The 21,515-nt window shown below is 62.1% G+C and carries 19 protein-coding genes; 9 read left to right on the top strand and 10 right to left on the bottom strand.

Annotated elements, in window-relative coordinates:
• Window positions 1-107 precede the first annotated feature (107 nt).
• From epd to fba, 6 genes are all read left to right on the top strand, one after another.
• Complete coding sequence (gene epd / locus ACVW0Y_RS15770; RefSeq protein WP_457439337.1) at window positions 108-1,166, top strand: erythrose-4-phosphate dehydrogenase; 1,059 nt, start codon at window positions 108-110, stop codon at window positions 1,164-1,166.
• A 26-nt stretch (window positions 1,167-1,192) separates the two neighbouring features.
• On the top strand, window positions 1,193-2,365 hold the full coding sequence (locus tag ACVW0Y_RS15765; RefSeq protein WP_457439335.1) for a phosphoglycerate kinase: 1,173 nt from the start codon (window positions 1,193-1,195) through the stop codon (window positions 2,363-2,365).
• Window positions 2,362-2,628: a hypothetical protein gene (locus ACVW0Y_RS15760; RefSeq protein ID WP_457439333.1), complete on the top strand. Its 267-nt coding sequence runs from the start codon at window positions 2,362-2,364 to the stop codon at window positions 2,626-2,628. The genes ACVW0Y_RS15765 and ACVW0Y_RS15760 overlap by 4 nt, the downstream gene beginning before the upstream one ends.
• Before the next feature lie 93 nt (window positions 2,629-2,721).
• Window positions 2,722-2,925, top strand: a complete 204-nt coding sequence (locus ACVW0Y_RS15755; protein ID WP_457439331.1) for a hypothetical protein — start codon at window positions 2,722-2,724, stop codon at window positions 2,923-2,925.
• A gap of 61 nt (window positions 2,926-2,986) precedes the next feature.
• Entirely contained in the window at window positions 2,987-3,319 is a 333-nt protein-coding gene (locus ACVW0Y_RS15750) for an MliC family protein (RefSeq protein ID WP_457439329.1), read from the top strand.
• Window positions 3,320-3,424: 105 nt separating this feature from the next.
• A complete protein-coding gene (gene fba / locus ACVW0Y_RS15745; RefSeq protein ID WP_416427291.1) occupies window positions 3,425-4,489 on the top strand; it encodes a class II fructose-bisphosphate aldolase in 1,065 nt (354 codons plus the stop codon).
• Window positions 4,490-4,685: 196 nt separating this feature from the next.
• On the opposite strand, the gene ACVW0Y_RS15740 is transcribed toward fba, so the two are convergent.
• On the bottom strand, window positions 4,686-5,387 hold the full coding sequence (locus tag ACVW0Y_RS15740; RefSeq protein ID WP_457439327.1) for a polysaccharide lyase family 7 protein: 702 nt from the start codon (window positions 5,385-5,387) through the stop codon (window positions 4,686-4,688).
• A 266-nt stretch (window positions 5,388-5,653) separates the two neighbouring features.
• Here ACVW0Y_RS15740 and ACVW0Y_RS15735 point away from each other — a divergent pair, with 266 nt between their 5' ends.
• The gene (locus ACVW0Y_RS15735; protein WP_457439325.1) at window positions 5,654-6,181 is read left to right on the top strand and encodes a M48 metallopeptidase family protein; all 528 of its coding nucleotides are present in this window, start codon (window positions 5,654-5,656) and stop codon (window positions 6,179-6,181) included.
• Here the strand turns inward: ACVW0Y_RS15735 and ACVW0Y_RS15730 are convergent.
• The 3 genes from ACVW0Y_RS15730 to ACVW0Y_RS15720 form a co-directional block, all read right to left on the bottom strand.
• Window positions 6,178-6,420, bottom strand: a complete 243-nt coding sequence (locus ACVW0Y_RS15730; RefSeq protein WP_457439323.1) for a DUF2789 domain-containing protein — start codon at window positions 6,418-6,420, stop codon at window positions 6,178-6,180. The two genes, ACVW0Y_RS15735 and ACVW0Y_RS15730, sit on opposite strands and share 4 nt — an antisense overlap.
• A 210-nt stretch (window positions 6,421-6,630) precedes the next feature.
• Entirely contained in the window at window positions 6,631-8,826 is a 2,196-nt protein-coding gene (gene yccS / locus ACVW0Y_RS15725; protein ID WP_457439321.1) for a YccS family putative transporter, read from the bottom strand.
• Between the two features lie 178 nt (window positions 8,827-9,004).
• Complete coding sequence (locus tag ACVW0Y_RS15720; RefSeq protein WP_457439319.1) at window positions 9,005-10,183, bottom strand: NAD(P)/FAD-dependent oxidoreductase; 1,179 nt, start codon at window positions 10,181-10,183, stop codon at window positions 9,005-9,007.
• Between the two features lie 154 nt (window positions 10,184-10,337).
• On the opposite strand from ACVW0Y_RS15720, the gene ACVW0Y_RS15715 reads away from it, so the two are divergent.
• On the top strand, window positions 10,338-11,129 hold the full coding sequence (locus ACVW0Y_RS15715) for a substrate-binding periplasmic protein (RefSeq protein ID WP_457439317.1): 792 nt from the start codon (window positions 10,338-10,340) through the stop codon (window positions 11,127-11,129).
• Between the two features lie 10 nt (window positions 11,130-11,139).
• Here the strand turns inward: ACVW0Y_RS15715 and ACVW0Y_RS15710 are convergent, their stop codons facing one another.
• Window positions 11,140-12,375: a diguanylate cyclase gene (locus tag ACVW0Y_RS15710; RefSeq protein WP_457439316.1), complete on the bottom strand. Its 1,236-nt coding sequence runs from the start codon at window positions 12,373-12,375 to the stop codon at window positions 11,140-11,142.
• A 175-nt stretch (window positions 12,376-12,550) separates the two neighbouring features.
• Window positions 12,551-13,930 (bottom strand): ATP-dependent RNA helicase DbpA, encoded by a 1,380-nt coding sequence (gene dbpA / locus ACVW0Y_RS15705; protein ID WP_457439314.1) that lies wholly within the window; start codon window positions 13,928-13,930, stop codon window positions 12,551-12,553.
• Between the two features lie 223 nt (window positions 13,931-14,153).
• On the opposite strand from dbpA, the gene ACVW0Y_RS15700 reads away from it, so the two are divergent.
• On the top strand, window positions 14,154-15,410 hold the full coding sequence (locus ACVW0Y_RS15700) for an HD-GYP domain-containing protein (RefSeq protein ID WP_457439313.1): 1,257 nt from the start codon (window positions 14,154-14,156) through the stop codon (window positions 15,408-15,410).
• Between the two features lie 126 nt (window positions 15,411-15,536).
• Here the strand turns inward: ACVW0Y_RS15700 and mdtD are convergent, their stop codons facing one another.
• The 4 genes from mdtD to betI form a co-directional block, all read right to left on the bottom strand.
• The gene (gene mdtD / locus ACVW0Y_RS15695; protein WP_457439311.1) at window positions 15,537-16,964 is read right to left on the bottom strand and encodes a multidrug transporter subunit MdtD; all 1,428 of its coding nucleotides are present in this window, start codon (window positions 16,962-16,964) and stop codon (window positions 15,537-15,539) included.
• A 344-nt stretch (window positions 16,965-17,308) separates the two neighbouring features.
• Window positions 17,309-18,991: a choline dehydrogenase gene (gene betA / locus ACVW0Y_RS15690; RefSeq protein WP_457439309.1), complete on the bottom strand. Its 1,683-nt coding sequence runs from the start codon at window positions 18,989-18,991 to the stop codon at window positions 17,309-17,311.
• A gap of 170 nt (window positions 18,992-19,161) precedes the next feature.
• Window positions 19,162-20,634 (bottom strand): betaine-aldehyde dehydrogenase, encoded by a 1,473-nt coding sequence (gene betB, locus ACVW0Y_RS15685; RefSeq protein WP_457439307.1) that lies wholly within the window; start codon window positions 20,632-20,634, stop codon window positions 19,162-19,164.
• 39 nt (window positions 20,635-20,673) lie between these two features.
• On the bottom strand, window positions 20,674-21,264 hold the full coding sequence (gene betI / locus ACVW0Y_RS15680) for a transcriptional regulator BetI (RefSeq protein WP_457439305.1): 591 nt from the start codon (window positions 21,262-21,264) through the stop codon (window positions 20,674-20,676).
• Window positions 21,265-21,515 lie beyond the last annotated feature (251 nt).

Genomic DNA, 21,515 nt, shown 5'->3' with positions numbered 1-21,515 from the left:
GCGCAGCGAAACCCATCGATTCAGGTAACGATGGGTTGCGGCTGTGCCTCTACCCATTCTGCGGTGCAGGTGGCACCCCCTCCGCACCACCCGACGTGAGCCTGTCCATGTCCCAACGCCCTTACAAAGTTGCCCTAAACGGTTATGGCCGCATCGGCCGTTGCGTGCTGCGCGCGCTGTATGAGCGGGGTGCCAAGGCCGGTTTCCAGGTGGTGGCGGTCAACGACCTGGCCGATCTCGCCAGCCTCGAATACCTCACCCGCTTCGACTCCACCCACGGCCGGTTCCCTGGCGAGGTGCGCATCGAAGGCGAGTTTCTGCATATCAACGGCGACAACCTGCAAGTGCTGCGTAGCGCCACGCCCGAAGGCATCGACTGGGCGGCCCTGGGTGTCGACCTGGTGCTGGAATGCTCCGGTGCCTATAACAGCCGCGCCGACGGCCAACGCTTTCTCGATGCCGGTGCGCCGCGCGTGCTGTTCTCGCAGCCAATGGCCAGCGAGGCGGATATCGACGCCACCATCGTCTACGGCGTTAACCAGCAGACGCTGACCGGCCGCGAAACCCTGGTCTCCAACGCCTCGTGCACCACCAACTGCGGCGTGCCGCTGTTGAAATTGCTGAACGAGGCGGTGGGTCTGGAATATGCATCGATCACCACCATTCACTCGGCGATGAACGACCAGCCGGTGATAGATGCTTACCACCACGAAGACCTGCGCCGCACGCGCTCGGCATTCCAGTCGGTGATTCCGGTGTCCACCGGTCTGGCCCGCGGGATCGAGCGTTTGTTGCCGGAACTTGCCGGGCGAATTCAGGCCAAAGCCGTGCGGGTGCCGACGGTGAACGTCTCGTGCCTGGACATTACCCTGCAGACCGCCCGCGACACCGATGCCAGCGAGATCAACCGCGTGCTGCGTCAGGCGGCGGAAAGCGGGCCATTGAAGGGTCTGCTGGCCTATACCGAATTGCCGCACGCCAGCTGCGATTTCAACCACGACCCACATTCGGCGATTGTCGATGGCAGTCAGACCCGCGTCTCCGGCCCCCGGCTGGTGAACCTGCTGGCCTGGTTCGACAATGAATGGGGTTTCGCCAATCGCATGCTCGATGTGGCTCAGCACTATCTCGACATTTCAGCCGTACCTGCTTCTAACCAACTTTGATCAAACAGCCCGGGAAGGACTGCGCCATGACCACACTTCTTGTTCAAAAAATGAGCGATCTCGACCTCAAAGGTAAGCGCGTACTGATTCGCGAAGACCTCAACGTGCCCGTCAAGGACGGCGTGGTCACCAGCGATGCGCGCATTCTCGCCTCCCTGCCCACCATCAAACTGGCCCTGGAAAAAGGCGCTGCAGTGATGGTGTGCTCGCACCTGGGGCGTCCGACCGAAGGCGAGTTCAGCGCCGAGAACAGCCTGAAGCCGGTTGCCGACTACCTGAGCAAGGCCCTGGGCCGTGAAGTGCCGCTGGTGGCCGACTACCTGAGCGGCGTCGATGTGGCCCCCGGCGATATCGTCCTGTTCGAAAATGTGCGCTTTAACAAAGGCGAGAAAAAGAACGCCGATGAACTGGCTCAGCAATACGCCGCCCTGTGCGACGTGTTTGTGATGGACGCCTTCGGCACCGCGCACCGCGCCGAGGGCTCGACCCATGGCGTGGCCAAGTTCGCCAAAGTTGCTGCTGCCGGCCCGCTGCTGGCCGCTGAGCTGGACGCGCTGGGCAAAGCCCTGGGCGCGCCGGCCAAGCCAATGGCCGCTATCGTCGCCGGCTCGAAAGTTTCCACCAAGCTGGACGTGCTCAATAGCCTGAGCCAGATCTGCGATCAACTGATCGTCGGTGGCGGCATCGCCAACACCTTCCTCGCCGCTGCCGGCTACCCGGTGGGCAAGTCGCTGTACGAACCGGATCTGCTGGACACCGCCAAAGCCATCGCCGCCAAGGTCAGCGTGCCGTTGCCGGTGGACGTAGTGGTGGCCAAGGAATTCGCCCAGAGCGCCGAAGCCACCGTCAAAGCCATCAGCGATGTAGCCGACGACGACATGATCCTCGACATCGGCCCGCAAACTGCGGCGCTGTTCGCCGACCTGCTGAAATCCTCGAAAACCATCCTGTGGAACGGCCCGGTAGGCGTGTTCGAATTCGACCAGTTCGGTCACGGCACCAAGGCCCTGGCCCTGGCCATCGCGGAAAGCTCGGCGTTCTCCATTGCCGGCGGTGGCGACACCCTGGCGGCCATCGACAAATATGGCGTGGGCGAGCAGATCTCTTACATTTCCACCGGTGGTGGTGCCTTCCTCGAGTTCGTCGAGGGCAAGGTGCTGCCGGCCGTGGAAGTGCTCGAGCAGCGCGCCAAGGCGTGAACCACGAGGTGAACCGCTACGGCCGTTTGTCCGTCCCCGCTGCTGCCACCCTGCTGATGCTGGGCTGCAGCAGCGCGGAGCCGCAAAAGGTCACCCCGGATGCGCCCAGCCGGGCGCAACAGGCTGGTGAGCCAAGCTGTTATCAAACCAGCTGGTGGGCAGAAACCTCGGCGGTGATCTACCGTCGTTTCGACGAAGAACATCGGCCGCAGCCGGCCCAAGGCGATAACCAGCCGGCCACCGCCACCGAGGAGTGCCCGTAGCGCACCACGGCAGTGCCGCCATTACGCAGGAGCAACTATTTCAGCGCCCCAAGGGTCACTGCTAATAACCCTCCCGCGTAAAGGAACAACGCCATGACCCGTGCCCGCGCCACCCTGTTGTCCGTTTCGTTGTTACTGCTACTGACCGGCTGTGCCGGCGGTGGCTCACCGAGTACCTGCGAGGTGATGAGCCCCGCGCAGATCAGTCTGCCGACCAACCAGAATGATCAGCGGGTGGAAGCGCAGAGCACCGGCGAGCCACCCATGAGTGACAGTCACGAGCAAAACTGCCCCTGACTGAGGTGCCCTTAGTTGAGGCAAAGCTGGGCAAGCCAACGCTGGCCCATAAGGAGTGTGGATGAAAGGCGTGATGGGCCGGATGGCCCTTGTATTGCTTGCAGCTGGTGGCGTGCTGACTGGCTGTGCCAGCTCGCAACCCACTGAGCAGTGGACCACCTGGACCTGCGACAGCCAGGCCAAGGTCCTGTGGCGGTATGCCGAGAGTGACCAGCGCGAAGTTGACGTACGCCTGGGCGGTGGCGACATCGTTTATCGGCTCAAACAGGAACCTGTAGAGACCGGGGCTTTCTATAGCAGCGATGTCCTGGCCTTTCACATAAAAGGACAGGAAGGCCTGCTTTACTGGGTTGCCAATAACGACCTGATTGGCCGGGGCTGCAAAGCCCACTGAGTATTCACACGGCAGAGGGCCTAACGCAGTGCCCTCTTCGCCTATACAATGCCCGCAGTTGCAGGCTTGCACGATTAACTAGCGAAACCGGGAGATAGTTAAACCATGGCACTTATCAGCATGCGCCAGATGCTGGACCACGCCGCCGAATTCGGCTACGGCGTTCCAGCTTTCAACGTCAACAACCTGGAACAGATGCGCGCCATCATGGAAGCGGCTGACAAGACCGACTCCCCGGTGATCGTGCAGGCTTCGGCCGGTGCACGGAAATACGCGGGCGCACCGTTCCTGCGTCACCTGATCCTGGCGGCAATCGAAGAATTCCCGCATATCCCGGTGTGCATGCACCAGGACCACGGCACCAGCCCTGACGTCTGCCAGCGCTCGATCCAACTGGGCTTCAGCTCGGTGATGATGGACGGCTCGCTGGGCGAAGACGGCAAAACCCCTACCGACTACGAGTACAACGTTCGCGTTACCCAACAGACCGTGGCCATGGCCCATGCCTGCGGCGTATCGGTAGAAGGCGAGCTGGGCTGCCTGGGTTCGCTGGAAACCGGCATGGCCGGTGAAGAAGACGGCATCGGCGCCGAAGGTGTTCTGGACCACAGCCAGATGCTCACCGACCCGGAAGAAGCCGCCGACTTCGTCAAGAAGACCCAGGTGGATGCCCTGGCCATCGCCATCGGCACCAGTCACGGCGCTTACAAGTTCACCAAGCCGCCTACCGGCGACGTGCTGGCCATCGACCGCATCAAGGAAATCCACAAACGCATCCCCAACACCCACCTGGTGATGCACGGTTCTTCCTCGGTACCGCAAGAGTGGCTGGCGATCATCAACCAGTACGGCGGCGATATCAAAGAAACCTACGGCGTACCAGTTGAAGAAATCGTCGAAGGCATCAAGCACGGCGTGCGCAAGGTCAACATCGACACCGACCTGCGTCTGGCCTCCACCGGTGCCATGCGCCGCCTGATGGCCACCAACCCGAGCGAATTCGACCCACGCAAATTCTTTGGCGAAACCGTCAAAGCCATGCGCGACGTCTGCATCGCCCGTTACGAAGCCTTTGGCACCGCCGGCAACGCCTCGAAGATCAAACCGATCTCGCTCGAAGCGATGTTCCAGCGTTATGCCAAGGGTGAGCTGAACGCCAAGGTGAACTAAGTTCGCTGGCGTTAGCCGCTCAAAAAAAAGCCCGCCTTTATGGCGGGCTTTTTTCTTTTTCAAAACCAAACACCCGTCATCCCTAATCGTCGGACTGCAGCGCAGGCTGGGATCGAGATTGTTGAGCCGGGCACCTGACCTCGCCCGATCCGAAATTCTGGGTCCCAGCCTGCGCTGGGACGACGGTGGTGGTCCGTTATTTTGTGGTTTTCGCGGCCGCGACCGTCGCCACCGCCGTATGGTCAATCTTCAACACATAAAAGGTCGCCGCACCGGCTTCGGTTTCGTAGCCTTGGTTGTCCTGGGTGTACACCCCGGCCTTGAAGTACAAAGGCTTGGGTGCCCAGCTCGGATCCACCACGGTCGACCACTGGGCGTTGTTGACGTTGATCACCAGCGAACCCTTGGGCGTCAGGTGCAGGGTGTAGGTGAAGCGCTGATTCAGCGGTATGCCGCTGAGCACGGTGATCACCTGGCCCTCCTCGTCCAGCGGTGTGCTACGCACCTTGGCGACGACAGTGGCGGTGGCCGTTTTGGTTTTGTATTGGAACTCCAGCTTCACCATCGGCTTGTTGCTGCCATAGGCGTGGATCTGGCCAATCACCACTTTGCCGGTGGAAGGCACTTGGGTGACCGCCACGGCGGCGCGCAGGAAGTTGTCGGCGCTGGGGTAGGTCCAGTTGCGCAGTTTGCCGTCGGCATAGGTTTCACGCAGTTCGCTGCGCGGGTAGCTGGCGCTTTCGGTGACGGTGCCGTTGACCGGGGCCCAGAAGAAGATCGAAGCGTTATCCGCTTTGAAGTAGTAGTCCTGATAGCCGCCCACCAGTACAGGGGTCTGAATGGTGGTGGCCGGTACGCCGACGGGGATGGACAGGTTCCAGGTAGCCAGGTCGATCATCAAAGTCTCTCCGCGGGAGAGGTAGTTACGGTGCAACCCAACGGTGTTGCCCAAGTATCCCGCGGCCTGTGTATCGTGCGTGGTTTAGCGCCCTTGAATGCCTTTCGTCGCACTCGCGCTGCCATGAAAACGACGGCCGTTTCGCTTGTTTTGCCTGCGGATCATGCAAGTACTTGATGTACTTTGCGCTGGGGTAAAACCTGGCGTTTTGCCGGCTGAGCAGCCTTGGTTAAACTGACGGCCCCGATGCCGACCACTGGCTGCCCATGTCCTCGCTCCCGCCCGCCCTGAAGTATCTGCAAGCCTATCCGCCCGCCCTGCAAGAGCAGGTGCGGCAGCTGATCGCCAGCAATCGTCTGGGGGATTATGTGCAGCAGCGTTATCCGGGCAAGCACGCGGTGCAAAGCGACAAGGCGCTGTACAGCTACACCCTGGAGCTGAAGCAGGAACACCTGCGCAATGCGCCGAATATCGACAAGGTGCTGTTCGACAACCGCCTCGACCTCACCCACCGCGCCCTGGGCCTGCATACCGCAATCTCGCGAGTGCAGGGCGGCAAGCTCAAAGCCAAGAAAGAGATTCGCGTAGCGGCGCTTTTCAAAGAGGCGGCGCCGGAGTTTCTGCGCATGATCGTGGTGCACGAACTGGCGCACCTGAAAGAGTCCGACCACAACAAGGCCTTCTACAAACTCTGCGAGTACATGCAGCCGGGTTACCACCAGTTGGAGTTCGACCTGCGGGTGTACCTGACCTGGCGTGATCTGGTCGGCCGAACACCTGAGGCCGAAGGCTAAGGCACGCTCTTGCGCAGCAGCACATTCAACTGATCCACCACCGGTGCCCAGTCCGAGTCATCAAGGATCTCGTCCTGCAGAAAGGCCTGCTGAGACGGCGACCAGAAGCTGGCCTTGGAAACCTTGATTGCATCCGGTAGCGGCGAGTGGCTGGCGATAAATTGGGCGATTTCGTCCGGTTCCGAAGGCAGGCCGAGTTGTTGAAACAGGGCGGGCAGATCGTGCTTGTTGCGTTCCATGGTGAGTCCTCAATGGGCGAGCGGGCATAAGGTGGGACTGTCGGGATTTGCGCAGGGTTCAACCTGGATGCGCCTTCCCCGTAGCAGCGGCTTTAGCCGCGATGCTTCTTGATTTAAGAGCATCGCAGCTAAAGGCGAGGCATAGCCGAAACCCATCGATTTGCGTAACGATGGGTTTCGCTTCGCTTAACCCATCCTACGGTCGTGCAATCACCCCGGCGCGTTAATGCTCACCGGATCACGCAACACATGCGCCGCCAGGGTTCGCAGCGGGCTCAACTGGCGGCAGATCAGGGCCAGTTCGCTTTGCACCAGACGCTCGCGGTCGTCCATTTCTTCCGGTAGTTGCTCCAGCTGCTTGGCCAGGTTCTCTTCGGCGTCGCTGTGGATCACCACCGGGGTTTTCTCCATCAGGTTCTGCGCCACTTCATCCAGGCTGCTGGCCAGGATGCTCGCGGCCTGGCTGATCAGCCCAGGCTCGGCGGCACCGGGCAGCGGTTCGCCACGGTGCGCGCCAAGGGCCGAGAGGTAGCTGAGCAGGGTGTGCGACAACACCAGAAAACGGAAACCGACATCCGCTTCTTTGCGGAAATGCCCCGGCTCCATCAGCATATTGGCCAGGGTGCTGGACAGCGCCGCATCGGCGTTGTGGGCATTGCGCCGGGCCAGACGATAGGCCAGATCGTCGCGTTTGCCGCCGGCGTACTGCAGCATGATCTGCTGCAGGTAACGGCTGTTGCAGCTCAGGGTATTGGCCACCACCTGATTCAGGCGTCGGCCCTGCCAGTCCGGCAGGATCAGGAATACCGCCAGGCCGGCGATCAAGGCGCCGAGCAGGGTGTCCACCAGACGCGGCACGATCAGGCCGTAGCCATCGCCCACCTGGTTGAAGCAGAACATCACCATCAGGGTGATGGCCGCTGTCGACAACATATAGCGCGTGGCCCGATTGGCGAAGAACACCACCCCGGCCACTACCGCGAACATGGCCTGGATCAGCGCGCCGGGGAACAGGTCGAACAGCGCCCAGCCGAGAACCAGGCCGATCACCGTGCCGCCAATCCGTTGCAGGAGCTTTTTGCGCGTGGCACCGTAATTCGGCTGACAGATAAACAGTGTGGTGAGGATGATCCAGTAGCCTTCCTCGGGGTGAATCAGGTGCAGCATGCCGTAGCCGACGCTCAGGGCGATGGCCAGGCGCAAGGCGTGGCGGAACAGCAGGGAAGTGGGCGTCAGTTGCAGGCGAATACGGCCGATGATGTCTTTCCACGAGCGCGGCGAGCGGTCCAGCAGGCTGTTGTCCTGCTCGTCGGCCAGGGCATCGGGGTTGTTGGCATTGCTCAGCAGGTTGTTCAGCGTGCCAAGGTTGCTGGCCAGCGCACGCAGGGAGCGCAGCAGGCTGCGCCAGGCCGGGTTGCTCTGGATGCGCAGGTGTTCCATGGAGGCTTGCAGGTCGGCCAGGGCCTGGCCGGAGTGGCCGCCGTAGTCGAAGCTCTGACGCAACTGAATGGCTTCGCCCAGCTGTTGGCAGGCCCAGCCTTGCTGGCGCAGCAGGCGCTGGCAGCGGAACAGTACATCGCTGTGGAAAAACGCCTCGGCCAGCTCGTTGTAGGGGTAGTGCGAAGAGCTGGCGCGCTCGTGGATGTCCTGGGCCATAAAATACAGCTTCAGGTAGCGGCTGATTTTCTGCCCCGGGCGGCCGCTGTCCATGCGGTTGAGAATGATCTCTTTGCTGGCATTCAGGGCGGCCACCACCTTGCCGTTCTGCTTGGCCAGGGCCAGGCGTTTGTCTTCCAGATCGATGCCGCGGATCGGCTCGAACAGCGCCGATTTCAACTTGAGAAAACGCCCCAGCTCACGGAACAGCACCGCCAGGCTTTGCTGCACCGGCTGGTGGGCGAACAGCGCCTGCCAGATCACCGACAGCAGGCCGTACCAGGCGGCACCGGCCACCAGCAGCATCGGCTCATGCCAGAAACTGACCTGCGCGCCGTCGCGCTGGTCGACGCCGATCATGGTGTACACCGAGAGAATCAACGTCGCCTGGGCAATCCGCGCATAGCGTTCGCCCAACGCACCGAGCATGGTCAGGCAGAAACTCGCCAACGCCATCGAGGCGGCGAACACCCAGGGCATGGGAAACAGCAACTCCACCGCCACCGAGGCCACGCTGAAACAGGCCAGGGTCACCAACAGGGCGTTGAGGCGGCCCTGCCAACTGTCGTCGGTTTCTGCCAGGGCGCTGGCGATAACCCCAAGGAACAGCGGGATCAGCTGGTGCATGGCGTCCTGGGTCCAGCACAGGGCCATGATCCCGGTGAGGGCGATAAACGCCCGCAGGCTGTAGCTGAACTTATCCAGCGCCCAGAGGCGGCGCAGGGACTGGCGAATGGTAGGAGCTGGCATCGGTGGCAGACAACCTGACTGGCGATACGTTGATTAGAGCGGATATGCCGCACAGTGCGAACCGCCACGGCAGACTTTTTCGCAAAACAGCTTTGGCAAAAGTATGCGCGTTCAGCGCTCCGCGCCGGGCGTTGCAAGTCTGGTTGGACTGCCGCCGCGCCCTGAAGTCACGTCAGCCTTATACGAATTGCGCCGCCGCATAGCCCGAGGCCCAGGCCCACTGGAAGTTGAAGCCGCCCAGATGGCCGGTGACATCCAGCACCTCACCGACAAAATACAGCCCCGGCGATTTCAACGACTCCATGGTTTTCGACGACACCTCTTTGGTGTCGACGCCACCCAGGGTCACCTCGGCGGTGCGATAGCCCTCGGTGCCGGCCGGCACCAGTTGCCAGTTGGCCAGTTGCTCGGCGATCTGCGCGAGCTCCGCGGGGGTGTACTGCTTCATCGGCTTGGAAACAAACCATTGCTCGGCCAGCAGGTTGGCCATCTTCTTGGTGAACAGCTCACCCAGCAGGGTTTTCAGTTCGCTGTTGGGGCGCTCGGCCTGTTGCTCGACCAACCAGTTGGGCACGTCGTGCTCGGGCAACAGGTTGATCGACACCGCCTGGCCGGGCAGCCAGTACGAGGAAATCTGCAGGATCGCCGGGCCGCTGAGGCCGCGGTGGGTGAACAGAATGTTCTCGCGAAAGCTTTCGTCGTTGCAGCTCACCAGGCAATCCACCGAGGTGCCCGACAGTTCGCTGCACAGCTCCTTGAGTTGGTCGGTGATGGTGAACGGTACCAGGCCGGCGCGGGTCGGCAGCACGTTATGGCCAAACTGCTTGGCCACCTGATAACCGAAGCCGGTGGCGCCCAGGGTTGGAATCGACATGCCGCCGGTGGCGATCACCAGCGAGCTGCAACTGACCGCGCCAATGCCGGTTTGCAGGGCGTAGCCGCTGTCGGTTTTGTCGATCTGGGTCACCGCGGTGTTCAGGTGCAACTGCACGCCGGCCTGATCGCACTCGGTCAGCAGCAGTTCGAGGATGTCGCTGGCCTTGTTATCGCAGAACAGCTGGCCGAGTTTTTTCTCGTGGTAGGGCACGCCGTGTTTGCCCACCAGCTCGATAAAGTCCCACTGGGTGTAACGCGCCAGGGCGGATTTGCAGAAATGCGGGTTGTGCGACAGGAAGTTGGCCGGCTCGGTGTACATATTGGTGAAATTGCAGCGACCACCGCCGGACATCAGGATCTTCTTCCCGGCCTTGTTGGCGTGATCCAGCAGCAGTACCTGGCGGCCGCGCCCGGCGGCCTGCAGGGCACACATCAAACCGGCGGCACCCGCGCCGATAATCACCACATCCGAACCTTGCACTGCACACCTCTGACAATTGACCCGAGCTTCCGGGGCGGCAGTTTAGCGCAAGCGTTGTGGAAAACTTGGCGTTTCCCATCATCCGCTCTGGTGTTGTGCGCACAGGCCTGACTAAGCTGATTCATTCCGGAGCCGGATGAGGAATACGTCAGGCATGAAGTATTTTCCGCGCCTTATGTTGTGGCTGGTCCTAGCCTGTAGCGCATCGGTGAATGCCGAATCCCTGCGCCTGGTGGCCAACACCTGGCCGCCGTTCAACGATGTCAATTTGCTCAACAACGGCCTTTCCAGCGACCTGGTGATCACCGCGCTGAAGCGTGCCGGCTATTCCAGTGCTTACTTTCAGGTGCCCTGGGCGCGGGTGCTGTACGGCGTGCAGGCGGCTGACTACGACATCGTGGTCAGCGCCTGGTACGACGCCGAGCGCGCCACCTATGGCGTGTTTTCCCAGCCGTACCTGATCAACCGCATCCGCTTTCTACGCCGCAAAGGCACTGACACCCGGTTCCGCAGCCTGAGCGATCTGGGCACGGCGAGTATCGCCGTGGTGCGTGGTTACTCGTATCAGCAGGCGTTCGACGCCGACACTCAGTTGGTCAAGGTGCCGGTGGTGGATTTCGCCATGGGCGCGCGCATGCTCGCCGCCGGACGGGTGCAACTGACCCTGGAGGATGAGCTGGTAGCCCGCCATTACTTCCAGCACGAGCTGCAGAGCATCGAGCCGCAGTTGGAGTTTCTGCCCAAGCCGTTGAGCGAAAACGGTCTGCATATTCTCGTGCGCAGCAGCCACCCCCATGCCCGGGAAATTGTCGAGCGCTTCGACCGGGCCATGCAGGCCATGCGCGATGACGGCAGCTACGCGAAGATTTTCGCCGCCCACGGCTTCGCGGCCGCCAGCGACGTGGGCGGCCCGACCGGGCAGGACCCCGGTGAAGTCAACGATTAGCGGTTAACGATCAGTGGCTGACGGTGCGTCCGCGGCCCTGATGCTTGGCCTGGTACAGGCGGGTGTCGGCGTGGTGCAGCAGGCTTTCCAGGTCTTCCGGCGTGCCTTGGAATACCCCGGCGCTGAAGTTCAGCGGCGGTGCATCGACGGCATACCGCAGGCCGGCGGACACCTGGCGCAGTTGTTCCAACGCACCTTGCAGCGACGGCGCATCCTGCCGGCTGAGCAGGGCAAACTCCTCGCCCCCCAGACGACCGAGCAGCGCATCCGGGAACACCTGCAACAAGGCGCGAGCGAACAGTACCAGGGCGGTGTCGCCGCTGGCGTGGCCGAACTCATCATTGATGGTCTTGAAAAAGTCCAGGTCGAGCATCGCCACGCTGAGGTCGTGACCACCGCGCTGTGCCAGCTTGCACATCTGCGTGCCTTGCTCGTAGAACGCGCGGCGGTTGTAGAGATTGGTCAGCGAATCGAACAGCGCCGCCTGCTTCAACGCCTGCAGCAGGTCACGGCGTTCCAGGGTCGACATCACCCGGCAGTTGAGCTCTTCCGGGCAGAACGGTTTACGCAGGAAATCGTCGGCACCGTGCTTGATGAACTGCGCGCTGAGCGAGCCCTTGGTGTCGGCCGACAGACCGAGAATGATCAGGTCGCTGCGCTTCATCTTCTGCCGTAGCAGTTTGACCAGATCGAAGCCGCTGATGCCGGGCATGCTGTGGTCCACCAGCAGCAGGTCGATATCGGGCTGGTCTTTGAGAATCTGCAGGGCCTGGTCGCCGTCCACCGCGTCGATGATCTGGTACAGGTGCGAGGTGAGGATGCGGCGGATGAAGTGGCGGGTAGAGTCGGAGTCCTCGGCCACCAGAATCTTCACCTTGCTGTTGCTTTCCAGACGGTGCAGCAGGCGGAACGCGTATTCGTAGGAGTGCTGGCTTTCCTTGAGCACGTAATCGACCACGCCCTTGAGCAGCAACTCGTCACGGCGCTGCTCGTTGTACGAGCCGCTGAGGACAATGCACGGCAGGCTGTAGCCGAGCACCAGGTTGACGATTTCACCGTCCATGGCATCGGGCAGGTTGAGATCGACGATGGCGGCGAAGAACAACCCGGCCGAGGTTTCCAGCATCACCTGGGCTTCACCCAGCGAGGCGCAGAACACCGGCTGCAGATTGGCTTCCTGGCGGAACAGGTGCTCGAGGATTTTGAGCACCAAGGGGCTGTCTTCGACTACCAGGATGTTTCTCACCTACTCCTCCTTGTAACGGCGGTGCTGCGTCTCTTTTGGGCTGTGCGCGTCGGATGGATCGTCACCCGGCCTTCCGATTCTGGACCCCAGCCTTCGCTGGGGCGACGGGGGACTTATCAAAATCTCCGTCATCCCAGCGAAGGCTGGGATCCAGAATATCAAGAGGGAATACGGTTTAAAGCATCCGCACCCGAATCGACTTGCCCTTGATCTTGCCGCTGTTCAACCGATTCAACGCCTGATTCACCACGTTGCGATCCACCGCCACATACGCCTGGTAATCGAAGATCGCGATCTTGCCGACCTTGTCGCCAGCGATGCCGGCATCGCCGGTCAGGGCACCGAGGATATCGCCCGGGCGCACTTTGTCTTTGCGCCCGGCCCCGATGCACAGGGTCACCATCGGTGGCTGCAGCGGGCCGCCGGGCTGGGCTTTGAGGTTGTCGATCTGGTCCCAGTGTAGCGGTGCCTGCTGGCGGGTTTCGATGGCCTGGGCGCGTTGGCCTTCGGCAGGCGCTACCAGGCTCACGGCCAGGCCTTTTTCGCCGGCCCGACCGGTGCGGCCGACGCGGTGAATGTGGATCTCCGAATCGCGTGCCAGTTCGACGTTGATCACCATGTCCAGGGCGTCGATATCCAGCCCGCGCGCGGCCACATCGGTGGCCACCAGAACGCTGCAGCTGCGGTTGGCGAACATCGCCAGCACCTGGTCGCGGTCGCGTTGTTCCAGATCACCATTCAGGGCCTGGGCCGAGAAGCCTTTGCCAATCAGGTGGTCGACCACTTCCTGGCATTGCTGCTTGGTAAAGCAGAAGGCCACGCACGATTGCGGGCGGAAATGCGCCAACACCTTGGTGACGGCCTGCAGGCGCTGGTCCGGGTCGATTTCGTAGAAGCGCTGTTCAATCTGGTTGTCCGCGTGAAGGTGCTCGGCGCGCACCTGCTGCGGGTCGCGCATGATCGCGGCGGACAGTTGCTTGATACCGCTCGGGTAGGTGGCGGAGAACAACAGGGTCTGCCGCCTGGCCGGGGTGTGGCTGATGATGTCGGTGATGGCGTCGTTAAAGCCCATATCGAGCATGCGGTCGGCTTCATCGAGCACCAGGGTATTGAGGCCGTCGAGCTTCAAGGTGCCTTTGCGCAGGTGTTCCTGAATCCGTCCCGGGGTGCCGACGATAATGTGCGCGCCGTGCTCCAGCGAGCCGATCTGCGGACCGAACGGCACGCCGCCACACAGGGTCAGTACTTTGATGTTGTCGGCGCTGCGGGCCAGGCGGCGGATTTCCTTGGCCACCTGATCGGCCAGCTCCCGGGTGGGGCACAACACCAGCGCCTGGCAGCCGAAGTAGCGCGGATTCAGCGGGTTGAGCAGGCCGATGCCAAAGGCGGCGGTCTTGCCACTGCCGGTCTTGGCCTGGGCAATCAGGTCCATGCCCTTGAGAATCACCGGCAGGCTTTGTGCCTGAATCGGCGTCATCTCGGCGTAACCCAGGGATTCCAGGTTGGCCAGCATGGCGGCGGATAAGGGCAACGAATTGAACGCGGTGGAAGTCACGGGACAGGCCTGCTAAACGGAAATGGCCTGCAGTGTAACAGGGGCACCGGGGCGGACAGCATGGACAGTGCAAGGGAGCGACGGGCTGCGGGGTGGGAATCTGTGCGGCTACCGACGGATTGCGCGTAAACCGCAGGGCAAAAGTGGCTATTTGCTGGTATTACTTTCTTCACCGGTCGGCGCCTTCGCCCGACCGTATCCGCTAAATGTGCCGGGTTCTGCCGTGCTGAAACGAATCGCTGTTACTGACCTCTGTCTGGGCATGTTTATCCATGAGTTCTGTGGCTCGTGGATGGAGCACCCATTCTGGAAAACCAAGTTTCTCCTCAGCGCTGCCAAAGACCTGCAGCGCATTCTCGACAGTGGCATCGAAGAGGTCTGGATCGACCCCGACAAAGGCCTCGACGTGCCCGATGGCAGCGTCGCCCTCAGCCCGGCGGAAGTGGCCGCCGAGGTCGAGCAGCTGTTGGTCGCCGAAGCGGCTGTGGAGGCACCGCTCAAACCGATCAGTGCCGCCCTGGAGGACGAAGTTAAACGGGCACAGCAACTCTGTGCGCGCTCCAAGGACGCGGTGGTCGCTATGTTTGGCGAAGTGCGCATGGGCCAGGCCATCGATGCCGCGCGGGTCACCGAACTGGTGGACGAGATCACCGCTTCGGTGATCCGCAACCCCAACGCCATGATCAGTCTGGCGCGGCTGAAAACCTCTGACGAATACACCTATATGCACTCGGTGGCCGTGTGCGCGTTGATGATTTCCCTGGCCCGTCAGCTGGGGCTGAGCGAGGAGCTGGTGCGCGACGCCGGTGTGGCCGGGCTGCTGCACGACATCGGCAAGATGATGATCCCTGACGCGATCCTGAACAAACCCGGCAAGCTTACCGACGCAGAGTTCACCACCATGCGCGACCATCCCATGGCCGGGTTGCAGCTGCTTAAAGGCAACCGCGACATCAATGCCATCGTTCTTGACGTGTGCCTGCATCACCACGAAAAGGTCGATGGCAGTGGCTATCCGCACCGCCTGGTGGGCGACCAGATCAGCCTGTTTGCCAAGATGGGCGCGGTATGCGACGTATACGACGCCATTACCTCCAACCGTCCCTACAAGAGCGGCTGGGACCCGGCCGAGTCGATCCGCAAGATGGCCGAATGGAGCAAAGGTCATTTCGATCAGGTGGTGTTCCAAGCCTTCGTCAAATCCGTCGGTATCTACCCCACCGGCTCACTGGTACGCCTGGAAAGCGGCCGGCTGGGCATCGTCATGGACCAGCACGCCACCTCGCTGCTGACGCCGCGGGTGAAGGTGTTCTTTATGGCCAAATCGAAAACGCCGATCCCGCAGCAGATCATCGACCTGGCCAAGCTGGTAGGGCGGGAGAAGATCGTTGGCCGTGAGGCACCTGAAGACTGGAATTTTCCGCGGCTGGAAGAGTTGTGGAGTGGGTTGCCGTCGAAAAACGGCAGCTATTTCGGCTGATAGCCCCATTGAATTCGGCACCTTCGTTCCCGGCGATATTCTGGGTCCCAGCCTGCGCTGGGACGACGGTGGTCTTGGCAAAAGCTCCGTCATCCCGGCGCAGGCCGGGATCCAGAATGCCGCGCCTTACTCTTGAATCTCGTTAGGCATTGGTCTGGCCTTACGCCCATCCTCGCGCGCCAGCTGCAAAAAGATTGCCGCCGCCATCAGCGTCAACACGCCCACGCAGAGGAAGGTCAGCTGAAATGCGCCCAGCACGCTGTCGATGTCACCCTTGCCAATCTCGCTGCTAAAGCCCCCCAACAGCGCCGCCCCCGAAGCAATGCCCAGGCTGATCGCCAGCTGCACCACCACGGACAACAGGCTGTTGCCGCTGCTGGCGCTGGCATCATCGAGGTCGATCAGGGTGACGGTATTCATCGCGGTGAACTGCATGGAGTTCACCGCCCCCAGCAGTCCCAATTGCACCAGCAGCAGGGCATAGGGGGTGGTGGCGCTGACCAGGCCCAGGCTGGCGAGAAGCGCCCCGAGCAGCAGGGTGTTGCCGGTCAGTACGCTGCGGTAACCAAAGCGGTCGATTACCGATTTGGCCAGGGGTTTTACCGCCATCGCTGCCAGCGCCAGGGGAATCATGCTCATCCCGGCCTGGGCTGGCGAATAGCCCAGCGCCACCTGCAGTAACAGCGGCACCAGAAACGGCAACGAGCCGCTACCCAGGCGCGCGAACAGGTTGCCGAGAATGCCCACGGCAAAGGTGCGGGTGCGAAACAGGCTGGGGGCGAACAGCGGCTCGGCCACTTGCCCGGCACGCAGCCAGTAAGCCGCCAGACAGGCCAGGCCGCCGAGCAGTAGCAACATCACGCGCATATGCGCCAGATGCAGTTCACCAAGACCTTCAAGGGCAATGGTGATCAGCACCATGGCACCGCCAAACAGCAGAAAACCCAGGGTATCGAAGCGGCTGCGCTGTGGCCCGCGCAGATCCGGCATCACCCGGTATACGGCGATGCAACCGATCAGACCAACCGGAATATTGATCAGAAAGATCCAGTGCCAGCTGGCGTACTCCACCAGCCAGCCGCCCAGGGTCGGGCCAATCAAGGGGCCGAGCAGACCGGGCAGGGTGATAAAACTCATGATCCGCACCAGCTCCGTGCGCGGATAAGCGCGCAGCACCACCAGGCGTCCCACCGGCATCATCAGCGCGCCGCCGAGGCCTTGCACCACACGGGCGGCCACCAGTTGGCCGAGGCTTTCGCTGAGGGCGCAGAGCAGCGAGCCGCAGCTGAACAACAGAATCGCGCCGAAGAAAATCCGCCGAGTGCCAAAGCGATCGGCAATCCATCCCGAGGCCGGAATCAGCAAGGCCACGGTGAGCATGTAGGCGATCACCACCGACTGCATGCGTAGCGGGTCTTCCAGCAGTTCGCGGGCCATGGCCGGCAGGGCAGTGTTGAGAATGGTGCCGTCCAGGGTCTGCATAAAAAAGGCGATGGCCACGATCCAGGGCAGCAGGCGGGCGGTGCGGGCGTCCAGCGCGGGTTGTATCGGCATGAAAACTCTCTAGAACAGGCAAGGGCCCCACGGACTTTAGGCTTCTGACCGCCGCGTTGCCAACCGTGCCGGGCATTCGTGTTGGAAATACTCTTAGCTGGCTGGCACGCTTGGCACTGGCCTGCGCCAGGGGCTGGAAGGTAGCTCGGTAACCCCGATCCACGGTGGCTATGGCGCGGCCGACATTCCCGGGCAGGCACCGCTGGAACACGTGCTGGGCATGCCGGGGCGGCGGCGTTTGCCTTGCGGCCGCGGAGGTTTAGCACCCTCCACCGTCATCCCAGCGCAGGCTGGGATCCAGGTGCGGAGATGGATGGCAAGAGTGCGATGCTTGTGCGCCAGTGTTAACGCAGCGGAGTGCCTCTGACCGGCGCCCCATTGGCGACGTAATACGGCGCTGTGCTTCTTGGCAGCGGTGCCCGCCCACGAATCTTATCGGCAATTTTTTCGGCGATCATGATGGTCGGGGCGTTGAGGTTGCCGGTGGTGATCAGGGGCATGATCGAGGCATCTACAACCCGCAAACCCTGCACGCCATGCACGCGACCTTCGCCATCGACCACGGCCATGTCGTCGCTGCCCATCTTGCAGGAGCAGGAGGGGTGGAAGGCGGTTTCGGCGTGTTCGCGGATAAATTGGTCGAGCTGTTCATCGCTCTGCACCTCGGGGCCGGGGCTGATTTCGCGGCCGCGGAAGGGGTCGAGGGCGGGTTGCTTCATGATCTCGCGGGTCAGGCGGATGCCGTCGCGAAACTCCTGCCAGTCCTGTTCGGTGGCCATGTAGTTGAAGAGGATGCTCGGGTGTTCGCGCGGGTCTTTGGATTTGACCTGGATGCGCCCACGGCTCGGCGAGCGCATGGAGCCGACATGGGCCTGGAAGCCATGTTCTTTCACGCCATTGCTGCCGTTGTAGTTAATCGCCACCGGCAGGAAGTGGTATTGGATATTCGGCCATTCGAATTCCGCGCGGGTGCGAATAAAGCCGCCGGCTTCGAACTGGTTGCTGGCACCGATGCCTTTGCCGAGGAACAGCCATTTGGCACCAATCGGCGGCTGGTTCCACCAGAGCAGCGAGGGGTACAGCGACACCGGTTGGGTGCAGGCGTACTGCAGGTACATCTCCAGGTGGTCTTGCAAGTTCTCGCCAACGCCGGGCAGGTCATGCACCAGTGCAATGCGCAGTTTTTTCAGCAGCGCCGCCGGGCCAACGCCGGAACGTTGCAGAATCTGCGGTGAGGCGATGGCACCGGAGCACACCAGCACTTCGCGCCGGGCCATGGCCTCCACGGGAATCGAGCTGGTGCCTTTCATATAGGCGACGCCGACGGCCTGTTTGCCTTCGAACAGAATGCGGTCGGTAAGGGCGTGGGTGACGATGGTCAGGTTTGGCCGTTTGCGCGCCTGGTCCAGGTAACCGCGCGCCGTACTGGAGCGCCGGCCCGCCGGGGTGACGGTGCGGTCCATGGGGCCGAAGCCTTCCTGCTGGTAGCCATTGAGGTCGTCGGTGCGCGGGTAGCCGGCCTGTACGCCGGCTTCGACCATGGCTTTGAACAGTGGGTTGTTGCCGACCTTGGGGGTGGTCACGCTGACCGGGCCATCGCCGCCGTGGTAGTCATTGGCACCGATGTCGCGGGTTTCCGCCTTGCGGAAATACGGCAGGCAGTCGAGGTAGCTCCAGTCTTCCAGACCCGGGGTCTTGGCCCAGTTGTCGTAGTCCAGGGCGTTGCCACGGATGTAGCACATGCCATTGATCAGCGACGATCCACCAAGGCCCTTGCCGCGTCCGCACTCCATGCGGCGGTTGTTCATGTGGGGCTCGGGGTCGGTTTCGTAGGCCCAGTTATAGCGCCGGCCTTGCAGCGGAAAGGCCAGGGCGGCGGGCATCTGGGTACGAAAATCCAGGCGATAGTCCGGGCCGCCGGCTTCCAGCAGCAACACGGTGACCTCGGCATCTTCGGTCAGGCGCGTGGCCAAGGTGTTACCAGCCGAACCGGCACCGACGATGATGTAATCGAATTCTGTGTTCATTTCTGGTCCTGACATAAACCTGGCTATCCGCCCTAACCACCGTCATTCCCGCGAAGGCGGGAATCCAGGCTGTGTCAGGGGAACGCGTACGCCGAGAAATTCTGGATCCCCGCCTTCGCGGCGGTCCGCCGATGCGGGATGACGGGTGTTGGCAGGGAGACGGTGCCCCTTCAAAACACCGAGGTATACCCACCCAATTCCACCTGCACCGACTTGATTCGGGTGTATTGGGCCAAGGTCACCAGGCCGTTTTCGCGGCCGACGCCCGACTGTTTGTAACCGCCCACCGGCATTTCCGCCGGCGACTCGCCCCAGGTGTTGATCCAGCAGATGCCGGCTTCCAGCTGGTGGATAACCCGGTGCGCGCGGTTCAGGTCCTGGGTGATGATGCCGGCCGCCAGACCGAACTCGGTGTCGTTGGCGCGGCGGATCACTTCCTCTTCGTCGTCGTACACCAGAATGCTCATCACCGGGCCGAAGATCTCCTCGCGGACGATGGTCATCTCGTCGGTGCAATCGCTGAATACAGTCGGCGCTACAAACGCGCCTTTGCCGAACTCGCCCTCGGTGACCCGCTCGCCGCCGATCAGCAAACGCGCGCCTTCGGCCTTGCCCTTGGCGATATAACCGAGCACGTTTTCCATATGGGCAAAGCTCACCAGCGGGCCGAAGTTGGTGGTGTCGTCGGTGGGGTCGCCGAGGCGGATACGCCGCACGCGCTCCAGCACCTTGGCTTCGAAGCGGGCCTGCAAACTGCGCGGTACAAATACGCGGGTGCCGTTGGTGCACACCTGGCCGGAGCTGTAGAAGTTGGCCATTACCGCGATGTCGGCGGCGCGGTTGAGGTTGGCGTCTTCGAAGATGATCAGCGGGCTCTTGCCGCCCAGTTCCATGGTCACTTCCTTGAGTGACGAACTGGAGGCGCTGGCCATGACTTTCTTGCCGGTGTCGGTGCCGCCGGTGAAGGAAATTTTCTCGATCCGTGGATGTTCGGTCAGCCAGGTACCCACTTCGCGGCCGCTGCCGGTCAGCACGTTGAACACGCCAGCGGGCAAGCCGGCAGCGCTGTAGATTTCCGCCAGCTTGAGGGTGGTCAGCGAGGTCACTTCGCTGGGTTTGAAAATCATCGCGTTGCCGGCGGCCAGGGCCGGGGCGGATTTCCACAGGGCGATCTGGATCGGGTAGTTCCAGGCACCGATACCAGCCACCACGCCCAGCGGTTCGCGGCGGGTGTAAACGAACGAGGTTTCGCGCAGGGGAATCTGCTCGCCTTCAATGGCCGGCACCAGGCCGGCGTAGTACTCGAGCACGTCGGCCCCGGTAACGATATCCACATAGCGGGTTTCCGACAGCGCCTTGCCGGTGTCGAGGGTCTCCAGTTCAGCCAGTTCGTCATTGCGCTCACGCAGAATATCCACCGCCTTGCGCAGGATGCGCGAGCGCTGCATGGCGGTCATCGCCGCCCAGATTTTCTGACCCTTTTCCGCGCTCTCTACGGCGCGCTCCACGTCGGCTTGCGAGGCACGCTGCACCTCGGCCAGCACTTCGCCGTTGGCCGGGTTGATGGCCTCGAAGGTGGCACCGCTGGTGGCATCGACATAACCGCCATCGATATAGAGTTTTTGCAGGGGAAAACGGGCCATGGTGTCCTCACGGAAGTCGGAAATAGGGGCGGGCGAGCGTCAACCCGCCTGCCTGGCCAATTGTTGGTCCAGGTAGTCGAAGGCGATCTGCAGCGCTTGCTGGGTATCGAAGGCTTCGCCACTCAGGGCACCACGCAACCACAAACCGTCGATCAGCGCGGCCAGGCCACGGGCGGCGGTGCGCGCCTCGGCAATCGGCATTACGCGGCGAAATTCACAGCAGATATTGGAATACAGGCGGTGGTCGTTGATCCGCTGCAAGCGGCGCAAGGACGGCTGGTGCATGCTACTGGCCCAGAACGCCAGCCAGGTTTTCATCGCCGGACCGTTGACCTGGCTGTCATCGAAGTTGCCCTCGATGATGGTGCGAATCTGTGCGCGGGGACTGGTGTCTTCCAACAGCAGACGACGGTCACGCACCGACAGGCTGAGGGCCGTCATCAGGTGGCGCATGGTGGCCTCGAGCAGGCCGTTCTTGTCCTGGAAGTAGTGGCTGATGATGCCGTTCGATACCCCGGCCAAACGGGCGATCAGGGCGATGCTGGCGTCCATGCCGACCTGGTCTACGGCTTCCAGGGTGGCGTGAATCAGTTGCGAGCGGCGGATGGGTTGCATCCCTACTTTGGGCATCGTCGTGTTCCTCAAATCCAGGCGCTACGGGCGTTGGGCCAGTCTAGTAAGTTTTTATTGAACGAGGAATCAATAAAAACGACTGGGTGTAGCTCTGAGCGACGCAGCCGGGTCGCTGTGGTCCGTTAACGACATTTGCTGGGCGTACCACACCCTTGTAGGAGCGGCTTCAGCCGCGATGCTTTTAATCTTCAAGAGCATCGCGGCTGAAGCCGCTCCTACGGTGCCGGGGTTTGCTTAGAAATCCCCCC

It is taken from the genome of Pseudomonas sp. TE3786 (assembly GCF_054057335.1).
The sequence above is the reverse complement of the archived record's forward strand: the minus strand, read 5'-3'. Positions and strand labels throughout refer to the sequence as shown.

Coding starts and splice junctions, on each gene's coding strand:
- mdtD (WP_457439311.1), bottom strand. CDS start 16,964: ATGCCGATACAACCCGCGCTGGACGCCCGCACCGCCCGCCTGCTGCCC.
- ACVW0Y_RS15715 (WP_457439317.1), top strand. CDS start 10,338: ATGAAGTATTTTCCGCGCCTTATGTTGTGGCTGGTCCTAGCCTGTAGC.
- yccS (WP_457439321.1), bottom strand. CDS start 8,826: ATGCCAGCTCCTACCATTCGCCAGTCCCTGCGCCGCCTCTGGGCGCTG.
- ACVW0Y_RS15755 (WP_457439331.1), top strand. CDS start 2,722: ATGACCCGTGCCCGCGCCACCCTGTTGTCCGTTTCGTTGTTACTGCTA.
- ACVW0Y_RS15740 (WP_457439327.1), bottom strand. CDS start 5,387: ATGATCGACCTGGCTACCTGGAACCTGTCCATCCCCGTCGGCGTACCG.
- betB (WP_457439307.1), bottom strand. CDS start 20,634: ATGGCCCGTTTTCCCCTGCAAAAACTCTATATCGATGGCGGTTATGTC.
- betA (WP_457439309.1), bottom strand. CDS start 18,991: ATGAACACAGAATTCGATTACATCATCGTCGGTGCCGGTTCGGCTGGT.
- fba (WP_416427291.1), top strand. CDS start 3,425: ATGGCACTTATCAGCATGCGCCAGATGCTGGACCACGCCGCCGAATTC.
- epd (WP_457439337.1), top strand. CDS start 108: ATGTCCCAACGCCCTTACAAAGTTGCCCTAAACGGTTATGGCCGCATC.
- ACVW0Y_RS15735 (WP_457439325.1), top strand. CDS start 5,654: ATGTCCTCGCTCCCGCCCGCCCTGAAGTATCTGCAAGCCTATCCGCCC.
- ACVW0Y_RS15765 (WP_457439335.1), top strand. CDS start 1,193: ATGACCACACTTCTTGTTCAAAAAATGAGCGATCTCGACCTCAAAGGT.
- ACVW0Y_RS15730 (WP_457439323.1), bottom strand. CDS start 6,420: ATGGAACGCAACAAGCACGATCTGCCCGCCCTGTTTCAACAACTCGGC.
- betI (WP_457439305.1), bottom strand. CDS start 21,264: ATGCCCAAAGTAGGGATGCAACCCATCCGCCGCTCGCAACTGATTCAC.
- ACVW0Y_RS15750 (WP_457439329.1), top strand. CDS start 2,987: ATGAAAGGCGTGATGGGCCGGATGGCCCTTGTATTGCTTGCAGCTGGT.